The organism is Stutzerimonas stutzeri (genome assembly GCF_013522825.1).
GTDB lineage: Bacteria > Pseudomonadota > Gammaproteobacteria > Pseudomonadales > Pseudomonadaceae > Stutzerimonas > Stutzerimonas stutzeri_AK.
On the sequence record NZ_JAAMQZ010000031.1, the window covers coordinates 13,899 to 28,356 of the forward strand.

The 14,458-nt window shown below is 62.9% G+C and carries 14 protein-coding genes; 9 read left to right on the forward strand and 5 right to left on the reverse strand.

Translation table 11 applies throughout. The annotated features are described in order from the left end of the window. Nucleotides 1-185: 185 nt before the first annotated feature. Complete coding sequence (locus G7020_RS17625) at nucleotides 186-881, reverse strand: MOSC domain-containing protein (protein WP_181086444.1); 696 nt, start codon at nucleotides 879-881, stop codon at nucleotides 186-188. A gap of 220 nt (nucleotides 882-1,101) precedes the next feature. Here G7020_RS17625 and G7020_RS17630 point away from each other — a divergent pair, with 220 nt between their 5' ends. The 3 genes from G7020_RS17630 to G7020_RS17640 are packed head-to-tail and all read left to right on the forward strand — an operon-like array spanning nucleotide 1,102 to nucleotide 3,492. Continuing rightward, complete coding sequence (locus G7020_RS17630) at nucleotides 1,102-2,037, forward strand: ABC transporter substrate-binding protein (protein ID WP_181086445.1); 936 nt, start codon at nucleotides 1,102-1,104, stop codon at nucleotides 2,035-2,037. Continuing rightward, nucleotides 2,034-2,795: an ABC transporter permease subunit gene (locus G7020_RS17635; protein ID WP_181086446.1), complete on the forward strand. Its 762-nt coding sequence runs from the start codon at nucleotides 2,034-2,036 to the stop codon at nucleotides 2,793-2,795. The genes G7020_RS17630 and G7020_RS17635 overlap by 4 nt, the downstream gene beginning before the upstream one ends. Further along, the gene (locus tag G7020_RS17640; protein WP_181086447.1) at nucleotides 2,788-3,492 is read left to right on the forward strand and encodes an ATP-binding cassette domain-containing protein; all 705 of its coding nucleotides are present in this window, start codon (nucleotides 2,788-2,790) and stop codon (nucleotides 3,490-3,492) included. The genes G7020_RS17635 and G7020_RS17640 overlap by 8 nt, the downstream gene beginning before the upstream one ends. A 101-nt stretch (nucleotides 3,493-3,593) precedes the next feature. On the opposite strand, the gene G7020_RS17645 is transcribed toward G7020_RS17640, so the two are convergent. Then, the gene (locus G7020_RS17645) at nucleotides 3,594-4,862 is read right to left on the reverse strand and encodes a DUF445 domain-containing protein (RefSeq protein ID WP_181086448.1); all 1,269 of its coding nucleotides are present in this window, start codon (nucleotides 4,860-4,862) and stop codon (nucleotides 3,594-3,596) included. A 117-nt stretch (nucleotides 4,863-4,979) separates the two neighbouring features. After that, nucleotides 4,980-5,375 (reverse strand): hypothetical protein, encoded by a 396-nt coding sequence (locus G7020_RS17650; protein WP_181086449.1) that lies wholly within the window; start codon nucleotides 5,373-5,375, stop codon nucleotides 4,980-4,982. A 364-nt stretch (nucleotides 5,376-5,739) separates the two neighbouring features. On the opposite strand from G7020_RS17650, the gene G7020_RS17655 reads away from it, so the two are divergent. Beyond that, the gene (locus G7020_RS17655; RefSeq protein WP_181086450.1) at nucleotides 5,740-7,758 is read left to right on the forward strand and encodes a methyl-accepting chemotaxis protein; all 2,019 of its coding nucleotides are present in this window, start codon (nucleotides 5,740-5,742) and stop codon (nucleotides 7,756-7,758) included. Nucleotides 7,759-7,883: 125 nt separating this feature from the next. On the opposite strand, the gene G7020_RS17660 is transcribed toward G7020_RS17655, so the two are convergent. Beyond that, a complete protein-coding gene (locus G7020_RS17660) occupies nucleotides 7,884-8,420 on the reverse strand; it encodes an ankyrin repeat domain-containing protein (RefSeq protein ID WP_181086451.1) in 537 nt (178 codons plus the stop codon). A 154-nt stretch (nucleotides 8,421-8,574) separates the two neighbouring features. Between G7020_RS17660 and G7020_RS17665 the strand changes: the two genes are divergently transcribed. After that, nucleotides 8,575-8,796, forward strand: a complete 222-nt coding sequence (locus G7020_RS17665; protein ID WP_181086452.1) for a DUF3820 family protein — start codon at nucleotides 8,575-8,577, stop codon at nucleotides 8,794-8,796. Nucleotides 8,797-8,854: 58 nt separating this feature from the next. Here G7020_RS17665 and G7020_RS17670 read toward each other — a convergent pair whose 3' ends face one another. Continuing rightward, nucleotides 8,855-9,364, reverse strand: coding sequence for a hypothetical protein (locus tag G7020_RS17670; protein ID WP_181086453.1), 510 nt, complete (start codon nucleotides 9,362-9,364; stop codon nucleotides 8,855-8,857). 310 nt (nucleotides 9,365-9,674) lie between these two features. On the opposite strand from G7020_RS17670, the gene G7020_RS17675 reads away from it, so the two are divergent. The 4 genes from G7020_RS17675 to G7020_RS17690 all read left to right on the forward strand — a co-directional run bounded on the left by G7020_RS17675 (nucleotide 9,675) and on the right by G7020_RS17690 (nucleotide 14,412). Beyond that, nucleotides 9,675-10,796 (forward strand): beta-ketoacyl-ACP synthase III, encoded by a 1,122-nt coding sequence (locus G7020_RS17675; protein ID WP_181086454.1) that lies wholly within the window; start codon nucleotides 9,675-9,677, stop codon nucleotides 10,794-10,796. 355 nt (nucleotides 10,797-11,151) lie between these two features. Continuing rightward, a complete protein-coding gene (locus tag G7020_RS17680; protein ID WP_181086455.1) occupies nucleotides 11,152-12,210 on the forward strand; it encodes a porin in 1,059 nt (352 codons plus the stop codon). 158 nt (nucleotides 12,211-12,368) lie between these two features. Next, nucleotides 12,369-13,064: a DUF2057 family protein gene (locus G7020_RS17685; protein ID WP_181086456.1), complete on the forward strand. Its 696-nt coding sequence runs from the start codon at nucleotides 12,369-12,371 to the stop codon at nucleotides 13,062-13,064. 211 nt (nucleotides 13,065-13,275) lie between these two features. Further along, on the forward strand, nucleotides 13,276-14,412 hold the full coding sequence (locus G7020_RS17690) for a GNAT family N-acetyltransferase (RefSeq protein WP_181086457.1): 1,137 nt from the start codon (nucleotides 13,276-13,278) through the stop codon (nucleotides 14,410-14,412). Nucleotides 14,413-14,458: the final 46 nt, after the last annotated feature.

A 14,458-nucleotide genomic window follows, 5' to 3' on the forward strand; every position in this document is an offset into this window, starting at 1 on the left:
TGGCCCGCTTACGGTTTACCGATGCCAAGGGCGTGCCTGTAGGAGCAGGCCGCGCCTGCGAACCTGGGTCGCGCCGAAGCGTCATGGATTGTGTGTTTTTTTCGCGGGCATGGCCCGCTTACGGTTTACCGATGCCATGGGCGTGCCTGTAGGAGCAGGCCACGCCTGCGAACAGCCATGTCCGGTCAGCCTTCGGTATCAGCTCCATACAGGCGTTTGTTCCAGTCTTCCACACTGTGCTGGCTCAGCCGCCGCTCGACCAGTTTTTGCCAGGAGGGCACCAGCGGCAGTTCGCTGAGTTCGAGCAGGGCGGTCCGATCCAGGGTGCGCTGGTAAAGCACTTCCAGTATTCGGCTCAGCGGCCAGCGCGGGAAAGGGCGGTGTTCGAGGTTGAGGATCTGTCCGGCTTCGAGCACGCCGGGTTCCAGTACCCGGTAATACCAGCCGGTCATGCCGCTTCGCTGCACGCGCAGGGCCATGTCGAGGATGCCGAAGCGGTCGTTGAGCTTCCAGCAGGGCTGCCGTGTCTGGGCGACTTCCAGCAGCACATCGCCGCAGCGCAGCACATCGCCCAGACACAGGTCCGCCTCGCTCAGGTCCCGGGTGCTGATGTTCTCGCCGAAGGCGCCGGGTTGCGCCAGCAGCGGCAGGGTGCCGAGCTGTTCCTGCCAGCGACGGTAATGCTCGTAGGGATAATGATGCACGGCTTTGTGGATGCCGCCATGCACCTTGCGGTCGCCCTGTTCGTCGCCTGCCAAGCCTTCGGGGCCGGCCTGCACGGGGCCTGCGAGCGGCTGCTTGGCAATGGCGCTGTGACTGCCGGGGCGGGTGAAGGGGACGGCCTTGCCGGTGAGCAGCAGGTCGATGCGTGCCAGTTGCATAGCGATTCGCCGTGTGATGGGGTCAGGGGCGAATTATGCCTTATCTATCGGTAGCTGCCCTGGCGCGACCATCGCAGCAGTGAAGAGGCACCAAAGTATTATTCGTGCTGGCTCGGGTGCTTCGTAATCTGCCGGCATGATGCCTTTATTGCCACTCCTCGCCCGTTTCTGCGCACGTCTTCCGGACACTTTTCGGCGCGGTGTCGCGCTATCGCTACTGATGTGTTCGCCGTTTTTCATTGCGGCGTCTGCCGCTGCTGAAGAGCAAACGGCCTTGCCGGTCCTGACGCTGAGCGTGCTGCAGTTCGGCACTGCGCACTGGGAGCTGGACCATCTCAAGCGCCACGCCATCGACCGGGCCAACGGCTTCGAGCTGAAGGTGCGGCTGGTGGCGGATCTGCCGGCCTCGCGCCTGGCGGTTTCCAGCGGCAGCGTCGATGGCGCGGTGAGCGACCTGCTCTGGGCGCAGGCGCGCTATGAGGCGGGGACGGCTTATCGTTATGTGCCGTTCTCTTCGCAGATCGGTGAAGTTCTGGTCACCGAGAACAGCAATATCCACACGCTGGCGGACCTGCGTGGCAAACGCATCGGTGTTGCCGGCGGGCCTGACGGTCTTGGCTGGCTGCTGTTGCAGCGGGTTGCTACCCGTCAGGGAGTCGACCTGGCGGGCGAGGCGCGCGTACAGTACGCCGCGCCGCCGCTGCTGAGCCAGGCGCTGCGCCGGGGGCAGGCGGATGCGCTGCTGACCTTCTGGCAGTTCTCGGCGCGCATGCGCGGCGAAGGCGGTGTGCGCACGGCTTTCGCTCTGGAAGACCTGTTGGCGTCGCTGGAGCTGGAACAGCAACTGCCGGTGCTTGGCTATCTGTTTGCCGAAAGCTGGGCCGCGCAGCACGAAAATTTGCTGGCGCGCTTCGACCGCGCATTGCGCCAGACCAAGGCGCAACTGGCCGAGGCCCCCGCGCACTGGCAGGCCATCCGCCCGCTGATGCGCGCCGAGGATGACGGTGTGTTCGAGGCGTTGCGTGACAGTTTCATCGACGGCATTCCGCTGCCGCTGGATGAGGCGCGCATCGCCCAGCTGCACCAGTTGCTCAGGCTCACCGGTGCCGATCCGCAGAAGCTGATGCCGCCTGAACTGTTCCGGGTAGGGCAGTGATCCCCACCCGCTGGGCCTGCTGGATAGCGTTGCCGCTGGCCGTGACGCTGTGGGCTGTCGTTGCCTTCGTCGCACAGACCCCGCTGCTGCCGACGCCGGTGGCGGTGCTGAATACCTTCTGGCTGGCGCTGCAAAGCGGCGAGCTGCCCCATCATCTGGGCGTGACCCTGCGCCGGGTGATTTTCAGCTTTGTGCTGGCGATGCTGCTGGGTGCGCTGATCGGCGTCTGGATGGGCCGCTCGCGACTGACCAATGCGCTGCTCGACCCGCTGCTGGTGCTGTTCCTTAACCTGCCGGCGCTGGTGACCATCATCCTGCTCTACGTCTGGTTCGGCCTGGTGGAAGCGGCGGCGGTGCTGGCGGTGGTGATCAATAAGGTGCCGAACGTCGCGGTGACCCTGCGTGAAGGTGCGCGCAGCCTCGACCCGAAGCTGGAGCAGATGGCGCGGGTGTACGGCTTCAGCCGCCGACAGCGGCTGGCGGATGTCTGGCTGCCGCAGCTGTTTCCCTACCTGATGGCCGCCACCCGTGGCGGGCTGGCGCTGATCTGGAAGATCGTCCTGGTGGTTGAACTGCTGGGACGTTCGGACGGTATCGGCTTCCAGCTGCACATGGCCTTTCAGGTGTTCGATGTGGCGAGCATTCTGGCCTACAGCCTGGCCTTTATCGCGGTGGTGCAACTGATCGAGCTGGTGCTGCTGCAACCGCTGGAACGGCGCGCTTCGTATTGGCGAGAGGTGGGTACGCCGCATGCTTGAACTGTCTCTGGATGGCTCGACAGCCGGTCATTCGGTGATTGGCAGAGTCGCGGCAACGGTGGCCGAAGGCGACCGCATCTGCCTGCTGGGACCTTCGGGCGCAGGCAAGACCACACTGCTCAACGCCATCGCCGGGCTCGATCCACGGCTGAGTCCGATGATTCATGCACAAGTCGGGCTGCGTATCGGCTACCTGTTTCAGGAACATCGTCTGCTGCCCTGGCGCACGCTGCGGCAGAACCTGGCCCTGGTCGGCGCGGCGCCTGACGAGATCGAGCGATTGCTCGGCGAAGTGGGCCTCGCCGGAGCCGCTGATCGCCTCCCGGACCAGCTTTCGCTGGGCATGGCCCGGCGGGCGGCACTGGCGCGCTGCCTGGCGATAAAGCCGCAACTGCTGTTGCTGGACGAACCCTTCGCATCGCTGGACCCGGATCGCGCCAGCGAATTGCGCAGCCTGATCGCGCGGCTGCTCGATGCCCAGCCGCGCATGGCGATGATCTGCGTGACCCACGACGCCCGCGATGCCGACGATCTGGCCAATCGCCTGTGGTATCTGGCCGGCGCACCGGCGCAGTTGCAATGCGATCAGCCATTGGGCGGCGATGCCAGCGCCAGTGTGATCAGCGAGCGGTTGCGTCTGGCCATTCACGAGTCCGCTCACACGAAAAAGCAGCCGGATTCGCCTTCTGCGCCGTAGGATCGAACTTGTTCGACCCTGGTGTTGAGGTGGCCGAATGAATTCGGCCCTACGGTCGAACCGGCGGGCTGATTCGTCCGGAGGGCCGGATCGTGAAGTTGTCAGCCGGTGGCCAGCTGGGTCAGCGCGTGCAGCGCCAGCCCGACCAGGCCGCCGACCAGGGTGCCGTTGATGCGGATGTATTGCAGGTCCTTGCCGACGCTCTGTTCCATCTGCTCGACCAGTTCCCGGCTTTCCCAGTTTTCCACCCGCTGCGCGATGTAGGCGCCGATCTGCCCCCGGTAGCGTTCGAGCATGGCCGGTGCCGCGGTCAGCAGGCGTTCGTTGATCCAGCCGCGCATCGCCGTGTCGGTCGCCAAGGCCTCGCCGAGGCCCTGGGTCAGCCTGACGATGCGCCGACCGATACGTGAATCGGGGCTGTCCAGGTCTGCTTGCAGCCAGTCGGTCAATTCTTCCCAGAGTGTCTGGATGTACGCGCTGGTGGCCGGATGTTCGAGTAGTTGGGCAACGATGCGTTCGATTTCCAGGCGATAGGCCGGGTCATGCCTGAGGCGCTCGATGTATTCGCCCACGTGCTCGTCGAAGCGCTCGCGCAAGGGATGCTGCGGATCGCCTGCGACCTCGGCGATAACCGCCGAAATGCCATCGACGAACTTGTTCGCCGACCAGCCGCCTACGGCCTTGCCCAGGCCCAGATAGCGCAGGGTGCGGACTTCGGCGGTGATGGCGTCGGCGACCAGCGCTCGAGTGTCCTCGTCCTGCAGCAGGGCATCGAGCTTGATCAGACCCTCGTCGAGCATGGCCTGGTGCCTGCCCTGGCGGGTCAGCATTTCCAGTATCTGGCCGCACACCGGCGCCAGGTCGACCTTGCGCACGCGGGCGGTCAGCCTGGCCTGGACGAAACTGCGCACGCGCTCGTCCTGCAGCGAATCGACACCGAAGCGCGCCATGCCGGTGAGCTGCCGCCCGACCGCTTCGGCATTGTCCGGGTGACGCAGCCAGTTGGCCAGGCGTCCGCCGAGGTCCAGTGCCTGCAGTTTGCTCAGCACCAGCGGCGTGGCGAGAAAATGCGTGGTGATGAAGGTCGACAGGCTCTGACCGATGCGCACCTTGCTGCGCGGAATGATCGCCGTATGTGGAATCGGCAGGCCCAGCGGGCGGCGGAACAGCGCGGTGACGGCGAACCAGTCGGCAATGGCGCCGACCATGGCCGCTTCGGCGAAGGAGGCCAGATAGCCCCAGGCCGGGTGTCGCGGCTCCATGGCGGTGGCCAGTACATAGAGCAGCGCGGCGAGCAGCAGCAGGCACCCAGCGACCCGCTTCATGCGCGCAACCGGTGATGCCGCTTTGGGGGTTTGCAGAGGGCTCATGCGATTCCTCTAGATGACAGGTGGCTTGCAGCCATTCGCGACTGAAGCCGCTCCCACGAAAGCCGCTGCGTACATTGTGGGAGCGGCTTCAGCCGCGAAGTTCTTGCTTGTCGCCGCTTACTCGTCGTCCTCGTCTTCCTCGCGCAGCAGCACGTAGCTGCCATCTTCCGTTCGCTCGCAGACGTAATACATGGCCACGCTGCCGTCCTTGCCGGTTACGGCGGCGTAGTCGTCCGCTTCGACAGTGAAGTGATCGCTGGAGCCGGCACCGGCTTCGCTGGTGAACAGGGCGGTGAAGAAGGCTTCCGGCGGCATGCCGTCGAAGTAGTCGTCACGCTCCCTGGCGTCCCACTCGACTGGCGGCTCGAAAGCACCGGTGATGACGATGCGTGCATCGCCCATGTCCTGTTCTTCGCCGTCCGGGTCGGTTTCGTGGGCGCGGTAGATGGTGCAGCTCAGCGCGTCCGGGTGGGCCAGGATGTCGTCGCGTGAAAGGGATGGCTGTACAGGCATGGAGAAACTCCGGTCAAAGATGGGAATGGCGGCAGTGTGGTGGAGTCGGCGAGCACCTGCAATCGACAAGATGCATTGGTTTCGACATTGCCGAGCCCGCCGCAGCACAAACCAGTCCCTGGACAAGACCCGAAGGCCTGCGCTGTCAGGTCGCAGGCGCCTATGGCCCTTTCCATCGTGATGGCTCAGTAATGGCGCATTGCTTGATTATGGTCAGGGACGTGCCTCTGACCCTGGTCGATTCTGCATGCACGCGGAAACCCCTGATGCGGGTCCACACTGAAGTACGTGGTGTTCCGGCACTCCTGTGCGCAATACCGAAACGGCTTCGTGTGAACGTCACGAATCGCCTGGAATACACCTCATGAAAATTATCTTTTCACCAGCCGAAGGACTGATGAACCGTCTGTCCTATCCGGTCAAGTTCGGTCTGCTCGGCCTGTTGGCCCTGGTGGCCTTCACCAGCCTGATTATGACGCTGGCCGGGCAGTTGAATACGACCATCGAGCGTTCGCAAAACGAGCTGGTCGCTTCGTCGCTGGCGCGTCACCTGTCGAAAACGGTGGAATATGCACAGCAGCATCGCGGGCTGTCCTCGATGCTGCTCGGTGGCAATCAGGATATTGCCGTGCGGCGCAGCGAGCGCGAACGCAGTGTCGACGCGGCGATGAACGAACTGGACCGCGCGCTGGCGGCGGACAAGCGCGAGCTGCCGCAGTGGCGGGCAATCACCAGCGCCTGGAACGCCATCAAGCGCGATGGCCTGAACGGCTCCCAGGCCGAGAACTTCAATGCCCACACGGCGCTGGTCGCAGAGTTGCTGCGCTTTCAGCGCTCGCTGTCGGATGCCTATACGCTGACCTTCGATCCGGAGGCCGAGACCTTCTATCTGATGACTTCGGCGGTCAGCGACCTGCCGTTCGCGCTGGAGCGCTTCGGTCGTCTGCGTGCGCGGGGCGCGGGCGTGTTGGCGCAGGGCGAGATGGATGACGAGCGGCGCATCGCGATCATCGTTCTCGCCGAGGAGATCAAGGCCGCCATGGCTAACATGCGCGAAAATCTCGACAAGGTGATCGCGCTACGGCCCGAACTCTCGGGCGATCTGCAGCGGGCGTTCGAGGCCTTGGGCGTCAAGTACCGCGAGGTCAGCGATGTGGTGGATCGGATCACCCAGCACGATGATCTGCACAGCACTTCGTCCGCCCAGTTCTTCGAGATGACGACTGAGGCCATCAGCATTGGCTATACCCAGATGTACGAGGTGCTGTTGCCTACGCTGGACGCCTTGCTGAACCAGCGCATCGACCATGCGCGGCAGGTGCTGTATTTGAATATCGCCGCGCTGGTCGCCGTGCTGGCGGTGATTGGCTATCTGTCGGTGGGCGCCTATCTTTCCGTGATGAACAGCATTCGCAGCCTGCGCCAGGGCAGCCAGCGGCTCGCCTCGGGTGATCTGACCGCGCATATCGATCTTGCTGCCCGCGACGAGTTGCGTTTCGTCGCCGGCAGTTTCAATGAAATGGCCGAGGCGATGCGCGGGCTGATCGGCAGCATCAAGGACAACTCCGACCATGTCGCCGACTCGGCGCGCAATCTGGTCGCGTCCTCGGGGCAGATCCATGTGGCTTCGCAATGCCAGAGCGATGCGGCGGCAAGCATGGCTGCCGCGGTCGAACAGATGACGGTCGGTATCGAACATATCGCCCACAGTGCCGGCGAGGCGGACAGCCTGGCCAAACACTCCGGTGAGCTGTCGCGTCAGGGCGGTGAAATCGTGGCCTCGGTGGTCGCCGAGATCAGCGAGATCGCGCGCTCGGTCGAGCGTTCGGCGCGTACCGTCGAGGAGCTGGGCGAGCGCTCTGGGCAGGTTTCGGCGATTGTCGGCGTGATTGGCGACATTGCCGCCCAGACCAACCTGCTGGCGCTCAATGCGGCCATCGAAGCAGCCCGTGCCGGCGAGCAGGGACGCGGCTTCGCCGTGGTGGCCGACGAGGTGCGCAAGCTGGCCGAACGCACGGCCAATTCGACCAAGGAAATCGCCGAGATGGTCGAATCGATCCAGCACGGTACCCAGGGGGCGGTGGCGGGCATGGAGCAGGGCGTGGCGCGCGTGCATGAAGGCGTCCAGCGTGCCCGGCATGCCGGTGAGGCCATGGGCGGCATTCGCGAGGCAGCTAATCAGGTGCTGTCGACGGTGGCGGAAATTTCCCATGCGCTGAGCGAACAGAGCGTGGCTTCCGCCGAGATTGCCAAGCAGGTCGGCATGATCGCGCGCATGGCCGAGGAGAACGGCAGTGCGGTGGGCGGCAACCATCAGACGGCCAATCGCCTGGGGGAACTGGCCGACACGCTGCTGCATAACGTCAGCCGTTTCAAGGCATAGGTCGCGAACCGGGGCCGTTCGCGGCTGAAGCCGCTCCCACAGTAGGCCGGTGGCGTGCCGAACCTGTGGGAGTGGCTTCAGCCGCGAAGCTTTTGTAACCGCAGGATTACGCCGGTCAACTCGGCCTACAAAGAACCGGAGTTGCCGAGCTTGCTCAGCAGGGCCTGGGTGTCGGTCGCGCCCATCATGGCGGCAGCGGCCAGGGGCGTGGCGCCATTGACGTCGGCGGCGTGCGGGTCGGCGCCCTGTTCGATCAGGTATTCGACGATCTCGGTGCGGTTGAACATGGCGGCCATCATCAGCGCTGTCTTGCCATCGGGCGAGGCGCCTTCGACATCGGCGCCGCATTCGATCAGCAGTTTCACCATCTCCAGATCACCCTTGAACGCCGCGCCGGCCAGTGGTGTCTGGCCCTTGTTGTTGCGCAGTTGCGGATCGGCGCCTCGCTCCAGCAGGACGCGGGTGGCGTCGAAGTGGCCGTGGTAACTGGCCAGCATCAGCAGGCTGTCACCGTTGTGGTTGCGAATATTGGCGGGCAGACCCCGACCGAGGAGGTCGCCGAGACGTTCGGCATCACCGCTGCGGGCGCTGTCGAACACCTGTTCGGCGAAGGCCAGGGCGGCATCGTCCAGTTCAGGGGTGGGCTTGGGTTGGTCCGTCATGCTTTCCTCGCAACTGTCGGTGGTCCGGCGTCGGACGATGCGGGCATTGTGCCAAAGTGACGCTCGTCTGCCCGCATGGCTGTTTCTATCCGGGCGATAGGTGCGCTGAATAGTGTGGCAGTATTCGCCACCTGTCTCGCAACCGACCGCCGTCATGAAACCCGAAGATCTGGAGCTGCTGGTAACCCGGACGATGCCCTACGGCAAGTACAAGGGGCGGCTGATCGCCGATCTGCCGGGCCACTACCTCAACTGGTTCGCCCGGGTGGGGTTTCCGCCGGGGGAAATCGGCCAGTTGCTGGCGCTGATGCAGGAGATCGACCACAACGGCCTGTCGCCGCTGCTCGACCCGCTCAGGCGGCGCGACAACCCGTAGGGTCGAATTCATTCGACCAGTGATGGGGTCGATTCCCCAAGGCCGAATGAATTCGGCCCTACGAGGCTTTGGTCGGAGCGGCGTAGATGCCGACTTCCACCGCCAGCGCCATCACTCGTTCGACATCGCAGCGGTAGACCAGCACTGCCTGCAGTTCGTCGTCCAGCGGCTCGCTGAAATCCACCAGCACATAGCCGCCTTTCTCGGGGTAGAGGGCGCCGAGCTGGGTCTGGATGCGGTTGATCGCCTTCGACGGCTCGACTTTCGCCAGTTGCTTGGGTTGCAGCACGAAACTGACGCTCGCACCGAACGAGGCGACGATTTGCGCGAACAGCGCCTGGTAATCGTCGGCCTGGAACAGCACGGTATCCGGCAGGCTGCCGACCACCACCCACTCGCCCAGCGGGATGGGGAAATCCTCGTCGTAGTTGACGTCCGGGTTGGCCTGGAGAAAGCCGGCGGGGTCGGCATAGGCCTGGGCGGCCTCGTCGGCGATGCGGGCGATGTCCGCTTCGCCCATGCAGCCCGAGCTGATGAGCGTGATCAATTCGGCGAGCGAGTCTTTCATGAAGGGTTCCTGCGTGGTGGGCGGGCAAGAATACCTCAGGGCGGGTGGCGGGACCGTCAAAGGGCGCTATCTTTCAGATGATGGACGCAGTGCTTTGTACGCTTCACGTTCAGACCGGTCGGTCACGCATAAAAGAGGGCGAAAGACTCGATTCCTGCCCCGGAAATAGGCGCAACGTTACGAATTCTTTCAGCTTTTCATGCACAATAGCCGACAACGCATGCGCCGATTCCAGGGGTTTTCGCGAGGTTTTCGCAACGCCTGCGGGTGCGCACATTCAGATCAAGCCCCCCATTCGAGAGGAACGGCAGTGCATAACGTCGTCATCAGCGGTACTGGCCTTTATACCCCTGCCCACAGCATTTCCAACGACGAGCTGGTGGAGTCATTCAATACCTGCGCGCACCGCTTCAACGCCGAGCACGCCGCCGCCATCGAGGCCGGCGAGGTGCAGCCGATGCCCGAATCCAGTTCGGCCTTCATCGAGAAGGCGTCGGGCATCAAGAGCCGTTATGTCACCGACAAGGCCGGTATTCTCGATCCCGAGCGCATGGTTCCGCGCATTCCCGAGCGCAGCAACGATCAGTGGTCGATCCTTTGCGAGATGTCGGTGAAGGCCGCCGAAGAAGCGCTGGCCCGCGCAGGCAAGACCGCAGCCGATATCGACGGGGTGATCGTCGCCTGTTCCAACCTGCAGCGCGCCTATCCGGCGGTTGCCATCGAAGTGCAGGCCGCGCTGGGTATCAAGGGCTTCGGTTTCGACATGAACGTGGCCTGTTCCTCGGCCACCTTCGGCATCCAGAATGCCGCCAACGCGGTGCAGCTGGGGCAGGCGCGGGCGGTGCTGATGGTCAACCCGGAAATCTGCACCGGGCACATGAACTTCCGCGACCGCGACAGCCACTTCATCTTCGGCGATGCCTGTACCGCCGTGATCATCGAGCGTGCCGACCTGGCGACCTCGGCGCATCAGTGGGACATCGTCAGCACCAGGCTGGTGACCGAGTTCTCCAACAACATCCGCAACAACTTCGGCTTCCTCAACCGCACCGCCGAAGAGCACATGGGCGACCCGGACAAGCTGTTCGTCCAGGAAGGTCGCAAGGTCTTCAAGGAAGTCTGCCCCATGGTGGCCGAACTGATCGGCGAACACCTGCAGCAGAACGGCATCGAGGTCGAGGCGGTCAAGCGCTTCTGGCTGCACCAGGCCAACCTCAACATGAACCACCTGATCGTGCGCAAGCTGCTGGGTCGCGACGCCACGCCCGAAGAGGCGCCGGTGATCCTCGATACCTACGCCAACACCAGCTCCGCCGGCTCGGTGATTGCCTTCCACAAGCACCAGGACGACCTGCCGGCTGGCAGCCTCGGCGTGCTCAGCTCCTTCGGCGCGGGCTATTCCATCGGCAGCGTGATCCTGCGCAAGCGCTGATCTGTGCATGCGTAGGTCGGATTAGCCGAAGGCGTAATCCGACGTTGCGAGGCACCCGCACAGCCACGAACAGGCACGGCTTTCGCTCATCGGCTGCCTGGCTTCCGTTTGTAGGGTCGGTGAAGCGTGACCGACCTACAGACGTTGTAGGTCGGATTAGCCGAAGGCGTAATCCGACGATTCTTCGTTAATTACGGGCCAGCAATGGCCTTTTTCAGAAAAGTTCCCTCAACTTTGAACTGTCATATTGCAGACAACCTTCTGTCATATCGGCTTCCCATAATCGCCTCCGTCGAAACAGACGACGTCATGTCATTCGCAGGACGACGTTTCATAAAACGAAGGAGCTTTTCCGATGAAGAAGAAGTTGATTGCGATTGCTGTTGGTGCTGCGATGGCGGTGCCGGCTGTAGCAATGGCCGATGTGTCTTTCTATGGCCGTGCACACGTTTCGGTGGATTACCTGGATGATGGCGCCGACTATTCCGAAACCAACCTGTCGAGCAACTCTTCGCGCCTGGGTTTCAAGGGTGATCATCAGATCAACCCTAATCTGAAAGCCTTCTTTCAGATTGAGCAGCAGATCAACTTCACTTCCGGCAGCACCGATAGCAGTAGCGTGGACTTCGCCACTCGCGACACTTTTGTCGGCTTGGGCGGCAACTTCGGTGCGGTGCAGGTGGGTCGTTTCGACAGCCCCTTCAAGGTCGCACGTGGTCCGGCCAACCTGTTCGGTGACCAGCTCGGTGACATGCGCAACCTGACGCGCGTCGGCGATGGTCGCTTTGACGAGCGTTACGACAACACCATCCAGTACACCACGCCGGACATGGGCGGCTTCAATGCCAAGCTGGCCTACTCGATGCACGAAGGCACCTGGGCTGAAGAAGATCACGACAGTGATTCCGTCAGCCTGTCGCTGAACTATGCAGGCGGCCCGCTGGAAGCTTCCCTGGCATACGAGAAGGTGGACGAAGATGCTGCTCGTGGCGAGCGTGATGGCATTCGCGCTGCCGCAGCCTACAAAATCACCGATGCCTTCAAACTTGTGGGCTTCTATCAGACGCTCGATTACGACGGCACTGACACCACCACCAGCCTCAAGCGCGATCAGCTGACGTCCGATACTTACGGTCTGGGTGGCGAGTTCAAAATCGCTTCCAACACGGCACTCAAGGCCATGTGGATGACTCGTGACTCCGACGCCGATAACTACGATGCCGATATGTGGGTAGTTGGTGTCGAGCATAAACTGGACAAGGCCGTTCGTGTCTATGCCAACTATGCAGTTGCCGATAACGACTCCCAGGCCAATGTGGTGCCCTGGAAAGAAGCCCGTTCGGCAAACAGCTCTGCCAATGCACTGGGCGAAGAAGCCTCCGGTTTCTCCGTAGGTCTGCGCTACGACTTCTGATTCCACTTCGCGCGGAAACAGTTAAAACAAACCGGGCTGCTCCTTGAAGGACAGCCCGGTTTGTCATTTAAGTGAAACTATTCAGTCTTATTATCGTTTCCAGATTGTCATCTGACCCTCTCGCCAATAGTTGGCGAAACTTTGCACTAGGAGTTTTCATGCGCAGTTTGTTCGTTATCGCCATGGCGTGTCTGTTGGCCGCCTGTGCCCAGCAACCCCACGTTCAGCTGTATTCCGGTGCGCCATTGCCCGAGAGCCAGGTATTGACGCTGGTGGTCCCCAGCGAGCTGGAAATCCGCAGCATCAACGGTCAGCCCTATTCGGCTGCCAACTCCCTGTTTGGTGCCTCGGACAAGCGACTGCACCTGCAGCCGGGCGCTTATCAGGTGCACGCCTTCTACAAGAACGGTTTCGATATCGATGGCGGCATCAGTCATGAAGTGGTGCGCGGTCGCACGGCCATCTTCAACTTCGAGGGGCAGGCCGGTGAAGCATGGCGCCTGGAGTTCGATCGTCCGCAGAACCTGGCCGAGGCCAAGGCGTTTGAAACTGACTTTCCTGCCTGGGCGTTGAACACCCGCACCGGCGAGCGTCATGAGGCGCAGGCCGGTAACCGCAATACCTCGATGCTCAGCGCGATGCTGGGGTCCAGTGAAGTCGCTCCGGAGGCCACCAGCGTCGCGCCGCTGGGTGCCGCAACCGAGCCCGCTGCTCAGGCGGTGACACTGCGCCAGACATCCGCTGCGACGGCTACCCTGCCGCACAGCGACGCCACCCTTATCACCTTGCAGCAGATGTGGAACCTGCTGACCCCGGAAAGCCGTGCGGCCTTTCTGAAGTGGGCGCAGCAGTAAGCGCATTCTCGTCATTTGTCAGCGTTGTGGGGCTTCTGCTGTTTTGGCGGGAAAGCTGAATCTCGTCATGCAGGAGCCAGACTGCTTCCGATTGTAGGGCCGAACTTGTTCGGCCATTGGAGCCACGCTGGCCGAATGAATTCGGCCCTACGATATTTGCGGCGCCCTGAAGCGCTTTTTTTCCTGCGCGCGACGGGCCAGACTGCTCGCCATGCCTATCCAGATACTTTCCCGTCTTGCCGAGATCGAGCCGCAGAAGTGGGACTCTTTGCTGCCCAATCCCCAGCCATTTCTGCGCCACGCATTTCTCTCCAGCCTTGAAGACAGCGGTAGCGTGGGTGACGGCAGTGGCTGGCAGCCGCAGCATCGCTTGCTGCTCGATGCCTCCGGCACACCGCAGGCGGCGCTGCCGCTGTATCGCAAAAGCCATTCCTATGGCGAGTACGTCTTCGACTGGGCCTGGGCCGATGCCTGCCATCGCGCGGGTATCGCGTATTACCCCAAGCTGCTCTGCGCCGTGCCGTTCTCGCCGGTGACGGGCGCGCGGCTGCTGGGCAATCGCGAATCCGCCGCACGGTTGTTGGATCTGCTCACCGCTGGATTGGCTGAGCAAGGGCAGTCGAGCTTGCACATCAACTTCACCGAGCCGGATGCCGATGCGTCATTGCGCGGCAGGGACGGCTGGCTGGAGCGTATCGGCTGCCAGTTCCACTGGCACAACCGTGGCTATCGCGATTTTCAGGATTTTCTCGACAGGCTCACTTCGCGCAAGCGCAAGCAGTTGCGCAAGGAGCGTGAGCAGGTGGCGGGGCAGGGCATCGAGTTCGAGTGGCGCGAAGGGCATCAGCTCAGCGAGGCAGAGTGGGATTTCGTCTACACCTGCTACGCCAATACCTACCATGTGCGCGGGCGGGCGCCTTATCTCACGCGCAGCTTCTTCAGCCTGCTCGCCGAGCGCATGCCCGAGGCCATTCGCGTGGTGCTGGCCAGGCAGGGCGGGCGTCCGGTGGCCATGGCCTTCAGCCTGGTCGACGCGCAAGGGCTCTATGGCCGCTACTGGGGTTGCCTCGCCGAATTCGACCGATTGCATTTCGAGACCTGCTTCTATCAGGGCATCGATCAGGCCATTGCCGGCAGCCTGTCTCGTTTCGATGCCGGGGCGCAGGGTGAACACAAGCTTATCCGTGGTTTCGAGCCGGTGATCACCCGTTCCTGGCATTACCTGGCGCATCCGGGGCTGCGCGCGGCGGTGAGCGACTTTCTCCAGCAGGAGCGTCAGGGCGTTCTGCGTTATGCCGAAGCGGCACGCGACGCGCTGCCATATCGACAGGAAGCTGCACAGTCGTAGGTCGAATTAGCCGAAGGCGTAATCCGACGATCCGAAGGCGTAATCC

Bases quoted from the DNA above. Each gene is read 5' to 3' on its own strand.
- G7020_RS17665 (WP_181086452.1), top strand. From the start codon at position 8,575: ATGAAACCCGAAGATCTGGAGCTGCTGGTAACCCGGACGATGCCCTAC.
- G7020_RS17625 (WP_181086444.1), bottom strand. From the start codon at position 881: ATGCAACTGGCACGCATCGACCTGCTGCTCACCGGCAAGGCCGTCCCC.
- G7020_RS17650 (WP_181086449.1), bottom strand. From the start codon at position 5,375: ATGCCTGTACAGCCATCCCTTTCACGCGACGACATCCTGGCCCACCCG.
- G7020_RS17640 (WP_181086447.1), top strand. From the start codon at position 2,788: ATGCTTGAACTGTCTCTGGATGGCTCGACAGCCGGTCATTCGGTGATT.
- G7020_RS17680 (WP_181086455.1), top strand. From the start codon at position 11,152: ATGAAGAAGAAGTTGATTGCGATTGCTGTTGGTGCTGCGATGGCGGTG.
- G7020_RS17690 (WP_181086457.1), top strand. From the start codon at position 13,276: ATGCCTATCCAGATACTTTCCCGTCTTGCCGAGATCGAGCCGCAGAAG.
- G7020_RS17645 (WP_181086448.1), bottom strand. From the start codon at position 4,862: ATGAGCCCTCTGCAAACCCCCAAAGCGGCATCACCGGTTGCGCGCATG.
- G7020_RS17630 (WP_181086445.1), top strand. From the start codon at position 1,102: ATGTGTTCGCCGTTTTTCATTGCGGCGTCTGCCGCTGCTGAAGAGCAA.
- G7020_RS17655 (WP_181086450.1), top strand. From the start codon at position 5,740: ATGAAAATTATCTTTTCACCAGCCGAAGGACTGATGAACCGTCTGTCC.
- G7020_RS17660 (WP_181086451.1), bottom strand. From the start codon at position 8,420: ATGACGGACCAACCCAAGCCCACCCCTGAACTGGACGATGCCGCCCTG.
- G7020_RS17685 (WP_181086456.1), top strand. From the start codon at position 12,369: ATGCGCAGTTTGTTCGTTATCGCCATGGCGTGTCTGTTGGCCGCCTGT.
- G7020_RS17670 (WP_181086453.1), bottom strand. From the start codon at position 9,364: ATGAAAGACTCGCTCGCCGAATTGATCACGCTCATCAGCTCGGGCTGC.